Origin of the sequence: Kosakonia sp. SOY2 (genome assembly GCF_027109175.1) — a bacterium.
GTDB lineage: Bacteria > Pseudomonadota > Gammaproteobacteria > Enterobacterales > Enterobacteriaceae > Kosakonia.
This window is the reverse complement of the sequence record NZ_JAPVXH010000002.1, coordinates 198,025-213,480: the sequence shown is the minus strand read 5'-3', so window position 1 is coordinate 213,480 and position 15,456 is coordinate 198,025. Positions and strand designations below refer to the sequence as shown.

At 55.5% G+C, this 15,456-nt stretch carries 13 protein-coding genes; 6 read left to right on the top strand and 7 right to left on the bottom strand.

Annotation, left to right across the window (positions count from 1 at the left end):
• The first annotated feature begins 2 nt into the window (after positions 1 to 2).
• Both yqhD and dkgA read left to right on the top strand, forming a co-directional pair.
• Positions 3 to 1,166 (top strand): alcohol dehydrogenase, encoded by a 1,164-nt coding sequence (gene yqhD, locus O3S68_RS13905; RefSeq protein WP_269231747.1) that lies wholly within the window; start codon positions 3 to 5, stop codon positions 1,164 to 1,166.
• 101 nt (positions 1,167 to 1,267) lie between these two features.
• A complete protein-coding gene (dkgA, locus tag O3S68_RS13900; protein ID WP_020455267.1) occupies positions 1,268 to 2,095 on the top strand; it encodes a 2,5-didehydrogluconate reductase DkgA in 828 nt (275 codons plus the stop codon).
• Positions 2,096 to 2,184: 89 nt separating this feature from the next.
• Here the strand turns inward: dkgA and O3S68_RS13895 are convergent, their stop codons facing one another.
• The 5 genes from O3S68_RS13895 to O3S68_RS13875 all read right to left on the bottom strand — a co-directional run bounded on the left by O3S68_RS13895 (position 2,185) and on the right by O3S68_RS13875 (position 9,720).
• A complete protein-coding gene (locus O3S68_RS13895; protein WP_269231746.1) occupies positions 2,185 to 4,368 on the bottom strand; it encodes a YgiQ family radical SAM protein in 2,184 nt (727 codons plus the stop codon).
• 121 nt (positions 4,369 to 4,489) lie between these two features.
• Complete coding sequence (gene ftsP / locus O3S68_RS13890) at positions 4,490 to 5,902, bottom strand: cell division protein FtsP (RefSeq protein WP_020455269.1); 1,413 nt, start codon at positions 5,900 to 5,902, stop codon at positions 4,490 to 4,492.
• Positions 5,903 to 5,973: 71 nt separating this feature from the next.
• Entirely contained in the window at positions 5,974 to 6,711 is a 738-nt protein-coding gene (plsC, locus tag O3S68_RS13885) for a 1-acylglycerol-3-phosphate O-acyltransferase (RefSeq protein WP_160268662.1), read from the bottom strand.
• Between the two features lie 242 nt (positions 6,712 to 6,953).
• The gene (gene parC / locus O3S68_RS13880; RefSeq protein WP_020455271.1) at positions 6,954 to 9,212 is read right to left on the bottom strand and encodes a DNA topoisomerase IV subunit A; all 2,259 of its coding nucleotides are present in this window, start codon (positions 9,210 to 9,212) and stop codon (positions 6,954 to 6,956) included.
• Positions 9,213 to 9,330: 118 nt separating this feature from the next.
• Complete coding sequence (locus tag O3S68_RS13875) at positions 9,331 to 9,720, bottom strand: YgiW/YdeI family stress tolerance OB fold protein (RefSeq protein WP_020455272.1); 390 nt, start codon at positions 9,718 to 9,720, stop codon at positions 9,331 to 9,333.
• A gap of 144 nt (positions 9,721 to 9,864) precedes the next feature.
• On the opposite strand from O3S68_RS13875, the gene qseB reads away from it, so the two are divergent.
• The 4 genes from qseB to O3S68_RS13855 all read left to right on the top strand — a co-directional run bounded on the left by qseB (position 9,865) and on the right by O3S68_RS13855 (position 12,905).
• The gene (gene qseB / locus O3S68_RS13870; protein ID WP_269231745.1) at positions 9,865 to 10,524 is read left to right on the top strand and encodes a quorum sensing response regulator transcription factor QseB; all 660 of its coding nucleotides are present in this window, start codon (positions 9,865 to 9,867) and stop codon (positions 10,522 to 10,524) included.
• Positions 10,521 to 11,867: a quorum sensing histidine kinase QseC gene (gene qseC / locus O3S68_RS13865; protein ID WP_269231744.1), complete on the top strand. Its 1,347-nt coding sequence runs from the start codon at positions 10,521 to 10,523 to the stop codon at positions 11,865 to 11,867. Before qseB ends, qseC begins: the two co-directional genes overlap by 4 nt.
• 107 nt (positions 11,868 to 11,974) lie before the next feature.
• Positions 11,975 to 12,556: an NAD(P)H-dependent oxidoreductase gene (locus tag O3S68_RS13860; protein ID WP_020455275.1), complete on the top strand. Its 582-nt coding sequence runs from the start codon at positions 11,975 to 11,977 to the stop codon at positions 12,554 to 12,556.
• A 34-nt stretch (positions 12,557 to 12,590) separates the two neighbouring features.
• A complete protein-coding gene (locus O3S68_RS13855) occupies positions 12,591 to 12,905 on the top strand; it encodes a putative quinol monooxygenase (protein ID WP_020455276.1) in 315 nt (104 codons plus the stop codon).
• A 39-nt stretch (positions 12,906 to 12,944) separates the two neighbouring features.
• Here the strand turns inward: O3S68_RS13855 and O3S68_RS13850 are convergent, their stop codons facing one another.
• The gene (locus tag O3S68_RS13850) at positions 12,945 to 14,135 is read right to left on the bottom strand and encodes a glycoside hydrolase family 88 protein (RefSeq protein WP_269231743.1); all 1,191 of its coding nucleotides are present in this window, start codon (positions 14,133 to 14,135) and stop codon (positions 12,945 to 12,947) included.
• Positions 14,136 to 14,181: 46 nt separating this feature from the next.
• Positions 14,182 to 15,441, bottom strand: coding sequence for an oligosaccharide MFS transporter (locus tag O3S68_RS13845; RefSeq protein ID WP_269231742.1), 1,260 nt, complete (start codon positions 15,439 to 15,441; stop codon positions 14,182 to 14,184).
• Positions 15,442 to 15,456: the final 15 nt, after the last annotated feature.

Here is a 15,456-nt window from a genome sequence, read left to right as displayed (position 1 = left end):
CAATGAACAATTTTAATCTGCATACCCCGACCCGCATCCTGTTCGGCAAAGGTGCCATTGCCAATCTGCGTGAGCAAATCCCGACTGGCGCACGCGTGCTGATCACCTACGGTGGCGGCAGCGTGAAGAAAAACGGCGTGCTCGACCAGGTTTACAGCGCGCTGCAAGGGCTGGATGTGCGCGAATTCAGCGGCATCGAACCGAACCCGACCTACGAAACGCTGATGAAAGCGGTACAGGTCGTTAAAGACGAAAACATCACCTTTCTGCTGGCGGTAGGCGGTGGTTCCGTGCTGGACGGCACCAAATTTATCGCCGCAGCGGCTCACTATGCCGAGGGCGTTGATCCATGGCATATCCTGCAAACGCGGGGCGGCGAAATTAAAAGCGCCATCCCGATGGGTTCCGTGCTGACACTGCCGGCGACCGGTTCCGAGTCCAACGCAGGCGCAGTGGTATCGCGTAAAGCGACCGGCGACAAACAGGCGTTCCACTCCCCGTTCGTTCAGCCGGTCTTCGCGGTACTGGATCCGGTCTACACCTATACCCTGCCGCCGCGTCAGGTGGCGAACGGCGTGGTCGACGCCTTTGTTCATACCGTTGAGCAGTACGTCACTTATCCGGTTGATGGCAAAATTCAGGATCGCTTCGCCGAAGGTATTCTGCTGACGCTGATTGAAGAAGGCCCGAAAGCGCTGCAGGAGCCGGAAAACTACGACGTGCGTGCCAACGTGATGTGGGCGGCGACACAAGCGCTGAACGGCCTGATTGGCGCTGGCGTGCCGCAGGATTGGGCTACGCATATGCTGGGTCATGAACTGACCGCGATACATGGTCTTGACCACGCCCAGACGCTGGCGGTGGTTCTGCCTGCGCTGTGGAATGAGAAGCGCGATACCAAACGCGAAAAACTGCTGCAATACGCAGAGCGAGTCTGGAACATCAAAGAAGGTTCCGATAACGAGCGCATTGACGCGGCTATCGAAGCCACGCGCAACTTCTTCGAGCAGATGGGCGTTCCGACCCGCCTTTCCGGTTATGGTCTGGACGGCAGTTCCATTCCAGCGCTGCTGGCGAAACTGGAAGAGCACGGCATGACGAAACTGGGCGAACGCCAGGATATCACGCTGGATGTGAGCCGTCGTATTTACGAAGCGGCACGTTAAGGTCTCCTTGCCCCGCCTTCCGTTTTTGGTTTTTTCGACCACACTTAATGCACATCACCTTACCGGGCGCGTCCCGGTAAGCTTATTCAAAGGAGAAATGCATGACACATCCAACCGTGATTAAGCTTTCTGACGGCAACCTGATGCCGCAACTGGGTCTTGGCGTGTGGAAAGCGAGCAACGAGGAAGTGATAACCGCCATCCAAAAGGCGCTGGAGGTGGGATATCGCTCCATTGATACCGCCGCCGCCTATAAGAACGAAGAGGGCGTTGGCAAAGCCTTAGCCAATGCAGGGGTGCCGCGTGAGGAATTGTTTATTACCACCAAGCTGTGGAATGACGATCAAAAACATCCCGCCGAAGCGCTGAAAACCAGCCTGAAAAAGCTGCAACTGGATTACGTCGATCTGTATCTGATGCACTGGCCTGTTCCGGCTATCGATCATTACGTTGAGGCCTGGCAAGGCATGATCGAGCTGCAAAAACAGGGGCTGGTAAAAAGTATCGGCGTGTGTAATTTCGAGATCCACCATCTGCAAAAGATCATTGATGAAACCAGCGTGATCCCGGTTATCAACCAGATCGAACTGCACCCGTTAATGCAGCAGCGGCAACTGCATGCCTGGAACGCGACGCATAAAATCCAGACCGAGTCCTGGAGCCCGCTGGCGCAGGGCGGCGAAGGGGTATTTGATCAGAAAATTATTCGCGATCTGGCGGATAAATACGGCAAAACGCCTGCTCAGGTGGTGATCCGCTGGCATCTTGATAACGGCCTGGTGGTGATCCCGAAATCGGTTACACCTGCACGTATCGCCGAGAACTTTAACGTCTGGGATTTCCGCCTGGATAAAGACGAGCTGGCAGAGATCGCCAAACTGGATGCCGGTAAACGGCTGGGGCCGGACCCGGATCAGTTTGGGGGTTAAGTTTTTCTAAAAGGCCATAGCGCTGTCGTTGTGGCCTTTTTGTTTCAAGAAAATAAAAATCCCGGCATCTCGCCGGGATTTTTATATGCTTAGCGCACGCGGGAGGCTTTTTTCTTCGCTGGCGCAGCGCCAGTGTTTTTGCCGTTGCTGCGCTGATGCACAATCGGTGTGTGCCTGGTTAGTGCCGGGCGCGACTGGCGATTCTGGCGACGCGCTTCGCGCATTTCATCAAGCGTAGGCGCCGGCACCAGGCATTCACGGCGCGAACCAATCAGGTGCTTTTTACCCATCGCTTCCAGTGCCTGGCGCAGCAGCGGCCAGTTGGCCGGATCGTGATAACGCAGCAGCGCTTTATGCAGACGGCGCTGTTTATCCCCTTTCGGCACCACCACTTCTTCGCTCTTGTAATCGATCTTCGACAGCGGGTTTTTCCCGGTGTAATACATGGTCGTCGAGTTAGCCAGCGGCGACGGATAGAAGTTCTGCACCTGGTCTAAGCGGAAGCGATGACGCTTGAGCCACAGCGCCAGGTTCACCATATCTTCATCGCGCGTGCCGGGGTGCGCAGAGATAAAGTACGGGATCAGATACTGCTCTTTACCCGCCTCTTTAGAATAGGTGTCGAACAGCTGTTTAAAGCGATCGTAGCTGCCCATCCCCGGTTTCATCATCTTCGACAGCGGCCCCTCTTCGGTATGCTCCGGGGCAATCTTCAGATAACCACCAACGTGATGCGTCGCCAGCTCTTTCACATAGCGCGGATCTTCCACCGCCAGATCGTAACGCACACCGGAAGCGATGAGGATCTTCTTGATACCTTTCAGATCGCGGGCACGACGATAGAGATCGATTGTCGGCTGGTGGTTCGTGTCCATGTGCGGGCAGATATCCGGGTAAACGCAGGAGAGACGACGGCACGTCTGCTCGGCGCGCGGTGATTTGCAGCGCAGCATATACATGTTGGCGGTTGGCCCGCCAAGATCGGAGATAACGCCGGTAAAACCGGGCACCGTGTCGCGAATCGCTTCGATTTCGTTGATGATCGAATCTTCGGAACGGCTCTGGATAATGCGCCCTTCATGCTCGGTGATCGAACAGAAAGAACACCCCCCAAAGCAGCCGCGCATGATGTTAATCGAGAAGCGGATCATCTCGTAAGCCGGGATACGGCTGTTACCGTATGCCGGATGCGGCACGCGCTTATAAGGCAGCGCAAAAACGCTGTCCATCTCTTCGGTTGAGAGCGGAATCGCTGGCGGGTTGATCCAGATGTAACGGTCACCGTGCTTTTGCATCAGCGCACGGGCGCAGCCTGGGTTCGTTTCGTGGTGCAGAATGCGTGACGCATGCGCGTAGAGCACTTTATCGGCTTTCACCTTCTCAAAAGAAGGCAGCAGCACGTAGGTTTTTTCCCACGGTTTCGGCCGCGGCGGCTGAACGGTAACACGTTTTGCTTCCTGCGCTTTCGGTTCAACCGGTTTGTTATCGGCACACGGCAGATCGTCGCCGTACGGATGTGGGATCGGATCGATTTTGCCCGGCGTATCAAGGCGCGTGGAATCAACGCCGCTCCAGCCCGGCAGCGCTTCTTTGACGATGATCGCGGTGTTACGCACGTCGCGGATTTCACCGATCGGTTCACCGGCAGCGAGGCGATGCGCCACTTCCACCAGCGGGCGCTCGCCGTTGCCAAACATCAGCATGTCAGCTTTGGCATCGATCAGCACCGATCGACGCACGGTATCGGACCAGTAATCGTAATGCGCGGTACGGCGCAGGCTGGCCTCGATGCCGCCGAGGATCACCGGCACATCTTTCCACGCTTCTTTACAGCGCTGGGTATAAACCAGCGTCGCGCGATCCGGACGTTTACCGGCGACGTTATCCGGCGTGTAAGCGTCGTCATGGCGCAGCTTACGATCGGCGGTGTAGCGGTTGATCATCGAGTCCATGTTGCCAGCGGTCACGCCGAAGAACAGGTTCGGTTTACCGAGGCGCATAAAGTCGTCTTTGCTGTTCCAGTCCGGCTGGGCGATGATGCCAACGCGAAAGCCCTGCGCTTCCAGCATACGGCCGCAAATCGCCATGCCGAAACTCGGGTGGTCGACGTAAGCATCCCCCGTCACCAGAATGATGTCGCAGCTATCCCAGCCAAGTTGATCCATCTCTTCGCGCGACATTGGCAAAAACGGCGCGGGGCCGAAGCAGGCCGCCCAGTACTGGGGCCATGAGAAAAGGTCACGATCCGGTTGGATCAGGGATATTGCGCTCATCTTGCTTCCAAAGGTGGTAAAAAAATCATCAAAGGGCGGCGATTATACGCCGTAAACTTGCATGAAATGAAGGAGGATTTTGTCAAGGCCTGATAAGCGCGCAGCCACCAGGCCAGCTTAGTTATGGCGCGGGGTTCACCAGCAGTTGCCCCATCGAACCGCGATCGGCCATTTCCAGCGTCTGGCTGTGATACTGGAACGGGAAGTGCGGCCACGAAGGCTGACCAAACCACACCAGCAACTCAACCTGCCCGTCAATCCAGACCGTATCTTTCCAGCCCCGATCTTCCGGGAAAGGCATCGCACCATTCACGTTGCGCACCAGGAACATGACGCCTTCAATATGGAACGACTGCGGCATCTCCGCTCGCACCGTCCAGCGCTCCCAGGTGCCCTGCTGGGCGGTAATATCGATACGCTGCGTATCCCACAACTGGCCGTTAATGCCCGGATCGCTGCCCAGGGTAATGTCGCGGTTGCGGGTTGGCGTACCGGCCTGAATGTCGGACGGCAACAGGCGCATCGGCAGCGTGTCGGTGACCAGCGGCAGCAGGCCGGTCGGTCGCAGCGTCAATACCAGCGTGGAGATCAAAATGCTCGACGGCTCAAAGAAGCCGCGCAGGCGGTCCATAATGCTCGCCGCTTCACCGCAGGTGATCGACACTTCATCGCCATTGGTCATATCCACCAGCACTTCGCGCCGCTCACCCGGTGCCAGTGAAAGCTGTTTAACCGAAACAGGCGCGGGTAAAAAACCCTGATCGCCGGCGATCACATGCAGCGCGCGACCATCGCTCATTTGCAATTGATAACGGCGGGAGTTTGAGGCGTTTAACAGACGCAGACGCACCCAGCCGCGAGAGACTTCGACATACGGGCTTTGCGCACCGTTGACCATCAGCGTATCACCGACAAATCCACCGCTGCCCGGCTCGCTGTATTCCGGCGTGCCGAAATTATCCAGCCGTTTGTCCTGAATAATGACCGGGAAATCATCCACGCCGTAGTGCTTAGGAATCGGTAGCGATTTGCTGATCTCATCTTCGACCAGCCACATTCCGGCCAGCCCGTTATACACCTGCAGCGCGGTACGGTTCGGCGTATTGGCGTGATACCAGAGCGTCCCCGCGCTCTGGCGGATCGGCAGTACCGGCGCCCAGTCGTTATTGGCGGTCATCATACGCGCCGCGCCGCCGATAAGCGGGCCTGGCACCTGCAAACCGCTCACGGTCATTGCCACGTTTTCCGCCAGCCGGTTGCTGTAAATCAGCTTAACGTCATCCCCGTTCCAGACGCGGATCGTCGGCCCGAGATAACGCCCGTTAATGCCGGAAACTTGCGCCCGAGTGCCGGTGGCAAACGACCAGTGCGCGCGTTGTAAGGTCATAAACAGCGGCTGACCGCGCCGGGATTCCAGCAGCGGAGGAATGGGTAACGGCGGTTGCGGCCCGGCAGCATTTGCCCTCAGCGGCACCGCGCCTGCACAAAGCGCAACCCCGGATGCCTGAAGAAACTGACGCCGACTGAGTGACATATTTGCTCCGTGTAAAACTGACTCAATGCGCCGGAGGTTTTCGCTCCTCCGGTGTTGCGAAATAAAACAGATTAAACCCGGCCGGTTGCTTCGCGTTCTGCAACTTCTTTATCGAGCTCTGCAATTTTTGCCGCCATCAGTTCGCGACAGTGCGTCGCCAGCTGGCGTACCTGATCTTTACCAAATTGCGAAACATCAACCGGCGGCAGCATCTCGACAATCACCAGCCCGTTGTGCAGGCGGTTAAGGTTAACTTTGTTTGCGTTGTTGGAAACACACACCGGAATGATTGGAACACCGGCGGCAATCGCCGCATGAAACGCACCGGTTTTAAACGGCAGTAAACCGCGACCGCGGCTGCGGGTGCCTTCCGGGAACATCCAGATGGAAATATTGCGTTTCTGGATCTGTTTCACCACTTCGGCAATGGTGCCGTGCGCTTTTGCGCGGTTATCGCGATCGATGAGCAGGTTGCCAGTCAGCCAGTAAAGCTGCCCGAAGAACGGCACCCAGAGCAGGCTTTTCTTACCGACAGTGACCGTTGGCGGCAGCACAATGCTGGAGGCGGTCACCATATCGTAGTTGCTCTGGTGGTTAGCAATATAGATAGCGTTGCCAAACTTTTCCGCGCCTGCCGGCAGACGGGTTTCGACTTTCAGACCAAAGACCGGCGCAAGGCGACCGAACATATGGCCGAAGGTAGCAACGTGTTTAGGATTACGCGGACTGAATAAACAATAGAGAGAGCCGAATACGCACACCAGAATGGAGTAGATGACGACAATAATGACGCGAAAAATGAATAGCATAACAAACCTCTGAAGCCCATACCTTTGAGCATTATATACACGCCAGCGCCATCACGCTGAAACTGGCTGTGTCGCCGTCGACCCGCAACGGGCCTGGGCTATTTTTTTAAAGGCCGCAGTAGGGTGTGCGGCCTTTAAAAAAACGTATTGTTAATCGCAATGCACGAATTAACAACGCTTTTACGGGAAATTTTCTCAGAAAGATCTCCCCACCGGGAAGGTGGGGAGCCTGGCGGCGAAGATTACTCTTCGCTGTCGCCCGCACCCGGGCGGGAAGGCGCGTCAATCTCGACGCGATCAATTTTTTGCAGGCCGCGCATCAGCGTACCGCGACGTCCGCGCTCGCCCTGCACTTTTTGCAGCTCTTCCGGACGCAGTTTGATTTTACGTTTGCCCACGTGGATGGTCAGCGTGCTTTGTGGCGGCAGCAAATAGAGATGCGCAAGATTATCTGCCCCTGTCGCCGCATCAGCGGAAGGAATACCGATAATCTTGTTGCCTTTACCTTTCGACAACTGCGGCAGCTCGTTGACCGGGAACATCAACATGCGGCCCGCAGCTGTAATCGCCAGCAGCATGTCGCTGTCGTTCTCGATCTCCAGCGGCGGCATCACTTTGGCGTTTTCCGGCAGGCTGATCAGCGTCTTACCGGCACGGTTACGCGCCACTAAGTCGTTGAAGGTACAAACGAAGCCATAACCCGCATCGGACGCCATCAGCAGTTTTTGGTCCTCGTTGCTCATCATCATATGCTCAACGGTCGCCCCCGGCGGCAGCGTCAGCTTACCGGTTAACGGCTCGCCCTGGCCGCGTGCGGAAGGCAGCGTAATCGGGTCGATGGCGTAGCTGCGCCCGGTGGTATCAATAAACACTACCGGTTGGTTGCTCTTGCCTTTCACGGAAGACTTCCAGCTATCGCCCGCTTTGTAGCTCAGCCCCTGCGCGTCAATGTCGTGGCCTTTGGCGCTGCGCACCCAGCCCATTTGCGACAGCACAATGGTCACCGGTTCAGACGGCTGCATATCGTGCTCGTTCATCGCTTTCGCTTCTTCGCGCTCGTGCAGCGGTGAACGACGATCGTCGCCAAATGCGTCGGCATCGGCTTGCAGCTCTTTTTTCAGCAGGTTGTTCATCTTGCGCTCAGAGGCCAGGATCGCCTGTAATTGATCGCGCTCTTTTGCAAGATCGTCCTGCTCGCCGCGGATCTTCATCTCTTCCAGTTTGGCGAGGTGGCGCAGTTTTAACTCAAGGATCGCTTCCGCCTGCGTTTCGCTGAGACCGAAACGCGACATCAGCGCGGGTTTCGGCTCATCTTCCGTACGGATGATTTCGATCACTTCGTCGATATTGAGAAACGCCACCAGCAAACCTTCGAGGATATGCAGGCGTTTGAGCACTTTATCCAGCCGGTGATTCAGGCGGCGGCGCACGGTATCACGGCGAAACGCCAGCCACTCGGTGAGGATCTCCAGCAGGTTTTTCACCGCCGGGCGGCCATCCAGGCCGATCATGTTCAGGTTGATGCGGTAGCTTTTTTCCAGATCGGTGGTGGCGAACAGGTGGTTCATCACCTGCTCCATATCCACGCGGTTGGAGCGCGGCACAATCACCAGACGCGTCGGGTTTTCATGATCCGATTCGTCACGCAAATCATCGACCATCGGCAGCTTTTTATTGCGCATCTGGCTGGCGATCTGCTCCAGTACGCGCGCGCCGGAAACCTGGTGCGGCAGCGCAGTAATGACCACTGCGCCATCCTCTTTTTTCCACACCGCGCGCATACGCACCGAACCGCGACCGTTCTGGTAGATTTTGCGTATCTCAGCGCGGGAGGTGATGATTTCCGCTTCGGTTGGGTAGTCTGGCCCCTGCACGATATCCAGCAGCTCATCGAGCGTGGTTTTCGGCTGCTCAATCAGGGTAATCGCCGCGTTGGCTACTTCGCGCAGGTTATGCGGCGGAATATCCGTCGCCATCCCCACGGCAATACCGGTGGTACCGTTGAGCAGGATATTCGGCAGGCGCGCAGGCAGCATTTTCGGCTCCTGCATCGTGCCGTCGAAGTTCGGTACCCAGTCAACGGTGCCTTGCCCCAGTTCGCTCAGCAGCAGCTCGGCATATTTGGAGAGACGGGATTCGGTGTAACGCATCGCCGCGAAGGACTTCGGATCGTCCGGCGCCCCCCAGTTGCCCTGGCCATCGACCAGCGGGTAACGGTAGGAGAACGGCTGCGCCATCAGCACCATTGCTTCATAGCAGGCGCTGTCGCCGTGCGGATGGTATTTACCCAGCACGTCACCCACGGTACGGGCGGATTTTTTGAACTTCGCGCTGGCGTTCAGCCCCAGTTCTGACATTGCGTAAACGATGCGACGCTGAACGGGTTTCAGGCCATCACCGATAAACGGCAACGCACGATCCATGATGACGTACATGGAGTAGTTCAGGTATGCGTTTTCCGTAAATTCATGCAGCGCAAGGCGCTCTGCCATATCGCTCATTAATCGTGATTCCTCAACGTATGCGCCCGCCTGTGCGGCGGCAATATTGCCGCAGATACTACCTTATCTGCGGCGAGGAGTCATAGCGATGAGCGATTTTTTCACGCGCGTTTAGCGCTTACTGAGTGACTTTGCGGATCTCTTTGACATCTATTTCTACCGAATTCCAGTCTTTATCGACTTCGCCCTGGATCTCTACCGTATCTTGTGGCCCAACGGTCACGCCGTTCCAGCGCTTGTGGTTGATATCGATATTGATGGTGCCGGTCGAATCTTTAAACAGGTAGGTATCATCAGAGATGCGCTCGACAATATTACCGCGCAGCGTCACCCAGGCGTCGTCGCGCAGTGATTTCGCGCTTTCAACAGTGGCTTTGCTGCCGTTCGGCCCGGTAAAACCGCCGCTCTGCGAGGTTGCGCCCGGCCCGGTGAAACCGCCCGTATTCGCCGCGAAAACGGGTGCGGAACAGAGTGTGAGAACAGCGACAAGTGCAGCAATCTTTTTCATGTTTTATCTCCCTTACGATGGTTAACGTCCATTTAACCCGTCACTCCTTAACGACTTCTTAACGGGAAAAAAGATTATTTTCCGCTGTACATTGTCGACCAGCAGCGGTTTTACTGCCAATAACACGGAGTGAAAGGAGGCAAAATGCGCATTTTACTGGTGGAAGATGACACGCTCATCGGCGACGGTTTAAAAGCCGGGCTGGGCAAAAAAGGCTTCAGCGTCGACTGGTTTACCGATGGCAAACAAGGCAAGGCCGCCCTGTTTAGCGCGCCTTATGATGCAGTGATCCTCGACTTAACGCTGCCCGGCATCGACGGGCTGGATATTCTGCGCGACTGGCGCGAGCAAAAGCGCGTGGAACCAGTGTTAATCCTCACCGCACGCGATGCCATCGACCAGCGCGTTGAGGGGCTGCGGCTGGGCGCAGATGATTATCTGTGCAAACCGTTCGCGCTGGTTGAAGTGGCGGCAAGGCTCGAAGTACTTATTCGCCGCCGCCACGGGCAGACGCACAGCATGCTGCGCCATGGCAACGTCACGCTCGATCCCGGTAATCTGGTCGCCACGCTTGACGGCGAAACGCTGGCGCTAAAACCGAAAGAGTTCGCCCTGCTGGAACTGCTGCTGCGTAATGCCGGGCGCGTGCTGCCGCGTAAATTAATCGAAGAGAAGCTCTATACCTGGGACGACGAGGTCACCAGCAACGCGGTGGAAGTGCATGTACACCATTTACGCCGCAAGCTCGGTACGACGTTTATCCGCACCGTTCATGGCATCGGTTATACCCTGGGAGACGCATGAAACTGACCCGCCCGCTGAGTTTACGCCTGCGCCTGACGATGCTCTTTTTACTGCTCTCGATGGTCGCCTGGCTCAGCGCCAGTCTGGTTGCCTGGCAACAAACCCGCGATAAACTCGACAAACTGTTTGATACCCAGCAAACGCTGTTCGCCAAACGGCTGAGCGTGATGGAGTTTGAGCCGCTGAAAAACGCCGCGCCGTCGCTCGGTAAAAAGAAGATCAAACACGGCCATCTGGATGATGACGCGCTGGCTTTCGCTATCTACTCAACCGACGGCAACATGCTGCTGAACGATGGCGAAAACGGCAAAGCGATCCCCTATAACTACCGGCGGGAAGGGTTTGAGAACGGACAGCTACGTGATGACGACGACCAATGGCGTTTTCTGTGGCTTACTGCGCCGAACGGGAAATTCCGTGTGGTGGTCGGCCAGGAGTGGGATTATCGCCACGAGATGGCGCTGGAGATCATCACCTCGCAGCTCACACCGTGGCTTATCGCCCTGCCTTTGATGCTGGTGCTGTTAATCGTATTGCTGAGCCTGGAATTGCGTCCGCTGAAAAAACTGGCGCAGGCGCTGCGCTCACGGGCGCCGGATCGTGCCGATCCGCTCAGTAACGAGGGCGTTCCCAATGAAGTGCGCCCGTTAGTGGATGCGCTGAACCAACTCTTTGACCGCACGCACAGAATGATGCAGCGTGAACGCCGCTTTACGTCTGATGCCGCGCATGAGTTACGCAACCCGCTGGCGGCGCTGAAAGTGCAAACCGAGGTCGCACAGCTTTCCGATGACGATCCCGCCGCACAGCAAAAAGCCCTTGCCCAGTTGCACGTGGGTATCGATCGCGCCACGCGCCTGGTGGATCAATTGCTTACCCTTTCGCGGCTCGACTCGCTTGATGATCTCGACGATCTGCAAACGGTTTCTCTGGCGGAGCTACTGCAATCGGCGGTAATGGAGATTTACCCGACAGCACAGCAAGCAGGTATTGATATACGCCTGCATCTCAATGCCCCTGCTGTCAGCCGCCAGGCGCAACCGCTTTTGCTTAGCCTTCTGGTGCGTAACCTGCTGGATAATGCTCTTCGCTACAGCCCGCCAGGCAGCGTGGTCGATGTAACGCTGGACGCCACCGCCTTTAGCGTTCGCGATAATGGCCCCGGTATTGACGATGAAGCGCTGGCGCGCATTGGCGAGCGTTTTTATCGCCCGCCGGGACAAACGCAAACCGGCAGTGGGCTGGGGTTATCAATTGTGCAACGCATTGCCCGCCTGCATCACCTGCGCGTCACGTTTGGCAATCATCCGCAAGGCGGTTTTATCGCGCAGGTAAGCTGGTAGCGGCGTTTATTGCGGCTCAAGCAAAAGTCTTTGCACGTTTTGCCAATTTTTCCGCACCGTTGATACGGTTAAAATCGCGGTCAAACGCATTTAACCAAGGATTTCTAATGAGCAATATCTTAATTATCAACGGTGCGAAGAAATTCGCGCACTCTAACGGTCAACTCAATGACACCCTGACCGAGGTCGCGGAAAGTTTTCTGCGCGACGCCGGACATGATGTTAAAACCGTACGTACCGACGGCGATTACGACATCAAAGCGGAAGTGGAAAACTTCCTGTGGGCCGACACCATTATCTGGCAAATGCCTGGCTGGTGGATGGGCGCGCCGTGGACCGTTAAGAAATATATGGACGATGTGTTTACTGAAGGCCACGGTTCGCTGTACGCCAGCGACGGTCGCACACGTTCTGACGCTTCGAAAAAATACGGTTCCGGCGGTTTGATTCAGGGCAAAACCTATATGCTGTCGCTGACCTGGAACGCGCCAATGGAAGCATTTACGGATAAAGAGCAGTTCTTCCACGGCGTCGGGGTTGACGGGGTTTATCTGCCATTCCATAAAGCGAACCAGTTCCTTGGCATGGAAGCGCTGCCGACTTTTATCGTTAACGACGTGATTAAAATGCCGGATGTGCCGCGCTATATCGCAGAATATCGCAAGCATCTCGGTGAGATTTTTGCTTAACTGTGAAGCTGGACTTATAGGGAGTAGGTTAATCATGTTGACAGTTATTGCAGAAATCCGTACCCGTCCAGGACAGCATCACCGCCAGGCGGTACTCGATGAGTTCGCGAAGATTGTGCCGGTCGTGTTGCAGGAAGCGGGTTGCCACGGCTACGCGCCGCTGGTCGATCACGTCGCGAATGTGAGTTTCCAGGCGACCGCGCCGGACTCGATCATGATGGTGGAACAGTGGGAAAGCGTGGCGCACCTTGAAGCGCACCTGCAAACACCGCATATGAAAGCGTGGAGCGAAGCGGTAAAAGGCGACGTGCTTGAGACGCATATCCGCATCCTGGAAGCGGGTCTCTAAGCGTTTGTCCCTCTCCGTTTAAAGAGAGGGACACTGCTTTTACCAGTAGAGTTTCCAGCTCTGCGAAAAGCGCATCAGCGCTTCCACATAGAAGTAATCCCCCCAGCTACTACACTCATCAACGCCTTTATTGCTCGCCAGATGATATACGGAATGTTTCAGCAGCCCGTTGGTCGGTTCGTTTTTCCCCGCCAGATAGTGCTTATTAAGCGATGACATTATGCGCATTGCCCATTGCTGGTAGCGTTCTCTGTCCGGATCGGTAACGGGCAGATGCTTAACCAGCTCCAGTAGCCCGCAGACAGCAATCGCCGCCGATGACGAATCGCGCAGCGCATCGGTGCCGACCAGCGCCAGATCCCAGTGGCACACCGCATCTTCCGGCAAACGGTTGAGAAAGTAGTTCGCCAGCCGTTTCGACAGCGCTACCATCGTTTGATCGCCGGTGTAGATAAAGCTCAGCAGAAAACCGTAAATCCCCCACGCCTGCCCGCGCGACCAGCAGGAATCATCCGCGTAGCCCTGCTGCGTATTGCCGTAACGCGGCGCACCGGTATTGATATCCATATAGTACGTATGAAACGTGGAGGCATCTTCGCGAATCAGGTATTTCGCCGCCTGCCGCACATGGGCTTGCGCCGCATCGGCAAAGCGCCGATCCCCGGTCTGTTCAGTTGCCCAGTAGAGCAACGGCAGGTTCATATTGCAGTCGATGATCATCCGTCCGGCTTGTTCGGGATCGCGCAGATCGCCCCATGCCTGGATGATCTGCGCTTTGTGGTGGAAGCGTTCCAGCAGCGCTTCTGCCGCCAGCAGGGCGAAACCGCGCGCATCGCGATTGCCGGTCAGCCGCCAGCTTGCCACGCACGAAAGCGTATATAAGAAACCGAGATCGTGGGTGTTGGTGTCGCTGCGCCCGGCAATGCGCAGGCCGAACGAGCGCACATGGCGCTCTGCCAGCGCCTGGAACTGCTCATCACCGCTCATTTCCCATGCCAGCCAAAGCTGCCCGGTCCAGAAACTGGTAGTCCACTCAATATTGTCGGTTAACGGGTAATAACCCTGCACGCAGGTTTCGGCGGGAAAGCGTTCACCGAATTCCGTTAAATGACGGCGAATCAGTTCAAGGGTATGGCTACGCGCCGAATCAAGTTCATCTTTAAATACCTGCGCATCCACAGGTGCGCCGGGATAATCGCGTAACGTTTCCTCAACGATTTTACTTAACATATTTCGGTTCCTTTTTGGTGCGTAATTTAAAATAGCCGTTAACGCGCTAGTTATTTCCCGCGATATCCAGTGCGCGATGCTGACGCCATTTACTTTGGCAGGCCGATAACGTAAACAGCGAAATTAATGTGAAGGTCAGTGCCACGCAGCCCATAATAATATAGGTATTTTCAAAACCGATGCGGTCATACAAAATACCGGCTGGGGAAGAGACCACGACATTACCGACATATAACATTGCCTGGTAGCCTAATAAATACATGGTGGCATTAACGCGTTTATCGAAATGCTCAGCAATATATTTAAAGACTGACACCAGCAGCAGACAAATCTCAAGACCGTATAACGGTTTTAATACTGAAATAAGCAGATGCGATTCGCACAGTCCGGAAATAATCAACCGCGCACCCACCACCAGCCCGACAATCAATAATCCGCGTTTCGCGCCGATGAAATTCACAAACAGCGGGATCACCATATACATGACGAATTCCATGCCGGATTGCACCGTACCCAGATAACCAAACACGGCGTTGCCCTGATGAACATCATCAAAGAAAGTGACGAAATAGCGGGAGAACTGCTGCTCGGCGATAAACATCATCCACGCCACACCGGCGACATAGAGACAGAATGCCCAGAATTTGCGGTTACGCAGCAGAGCGTAGACATCCGCCGGGGCGATTTTCTCTTTGGTTAGCACCTCGCTGGCGTTGGCGGCGTTAACGTTGACTTTCAGGCTCAGCAGCACCGCCAGCATGATAAGCGACGCGACCGATCCCATGATGAAGTTATACGCCGGTGAGAGGTTAAACAGCAGGCCGGAGAACGAGGATGCCACCGCCCAACCGAGCGAGCCCCACATCCTGATTTGACCAAACTCCATGCCGTTTAAGCGGCTGTAGCGGTCGGTATAAGATTCACAGGCGGCGACGCCCGCATACCAGGCAAAACTTAAATAGATAGCGCCAACAATAATGCCCAGCAGGGTATTTGAAATTAATAACGGCTGGTAAACGTAGATAAAAAAGGGTGCCATTAATGCCGACATCAGCACTACAAAATAGAGCAAATATTTGCTCATGCCGATTTTATCCAGAATGTAACCGTAAATCGGTTTTAAAATAACGGAAAAGATCCCGTTAATGGCAAACACCGTACCAATAACTGTGCCGCTAAGATTGGCTTTTTGCCCTAGCCAGATAGCCAGTAAGCCGATACTTGCCGACCAGGTAAAAAAATAGAGAAAGATAAAGCTACTGATTTTGTAATATTCGGCTTTACTATTTATCGCGATCTTTTCCATACTATCCTCGACGAA

What these genes read in the sequence shown, in the direction of transcription:
- yqhD (WP_269231747.1), top strand. Translation starts at nt 3, where the DNA reads ATGAACAATTTTAATCTGCATACCCCGACCCGCATCCTGTTCGGCAAA.
- dkgA (WP_020455267.1), top strand. Translation starts at nt 1,268, where the DNA reads ATGACACATCCAACCGTGATTAAGCTTTCTGACGGCAACCTGATGCCG.
- O3S68_RS13895 (WP_269231746.1), bottom strand. Translation starts at nt 4,368, where the DNA reads ATGAGCGCAATATCCCTGATCCAACCGGATCGTGACCTTTTCTCATGG.
- ftsP (WP_020455269.1), bottom strand. Translation starts at nt 5,902, where the DNA reads ATGTCACTCAGTCGGCGTCAGTTTCTTCAGGCATCCGGGGTTGCGCTT.
- plsC (WP_160268662.1), bottom strand. Translation starts at nt 6,711, where the DNA reads ATGCTATTCATTTTTCGCGTCATTATTGTCGTCATCTACTCCATTCTG.
- parC (WP_020455271.1), bottom strand. Translation starts at nt 9,212, where the DNA reads ATGAGCGATATGGCAGAGCGCCTTGCGCTGCATGAATTTACGGAAAAC.
- O3S68_RS13875 (WP_020455272.1), bottom strand. Translation starts at nt 9,720, where the DNA reads ATGAAAAAGATTGCTGCACTTGTCGCTGTTCTCACACTCTGTTCCGCA.
- qseB (WP_269231745.1), top strand. Translation starts at nt 9,865, where the DNA reads ATGCGCATTTTACTGGTGGAAGATGACACGCTCATCGGCGACGGTTTA.
- qseC (WP_269231744.1), top strand. Translation starts at nt 10,521, where the DNA reads ATGAAACTGACCCGCCCGCTGAGTTTACGCCTGCGCCTGACGATGCTC.
- O3S68_RS13860 (WP_020455275.1), top strand. Translation starts at nt 11,975, where the DNA reads ATGAGCAATATCTTAATTATCAACGGTGCGAAGAAATTCGCGCACTCT.
- O3S68_RS13855 (WP_020455276.1), top strand. Translation starts at nt 12,591, where the DNA reads ATGTTGACAGTTATTGCAGAAATCCGTACCCGTCCAGGACAGCATCAC.
- O3S68_RS13850 (WP_269231743.1), bottom strand. Translation starts at nt 14,135, where the DNA reads ATGTTAAGTAAAATCGTTGAGGAAACGTTACGCGATTATCCCGGCGCA.
- O3S68_RS13845 (WP_269231742.1), bottom strand. Translation starts at nt 15,441, where the DNA reads ATGGAAAAGATCGCGATAAATAGTAAAGCCGAATATTACAAAATCAGT.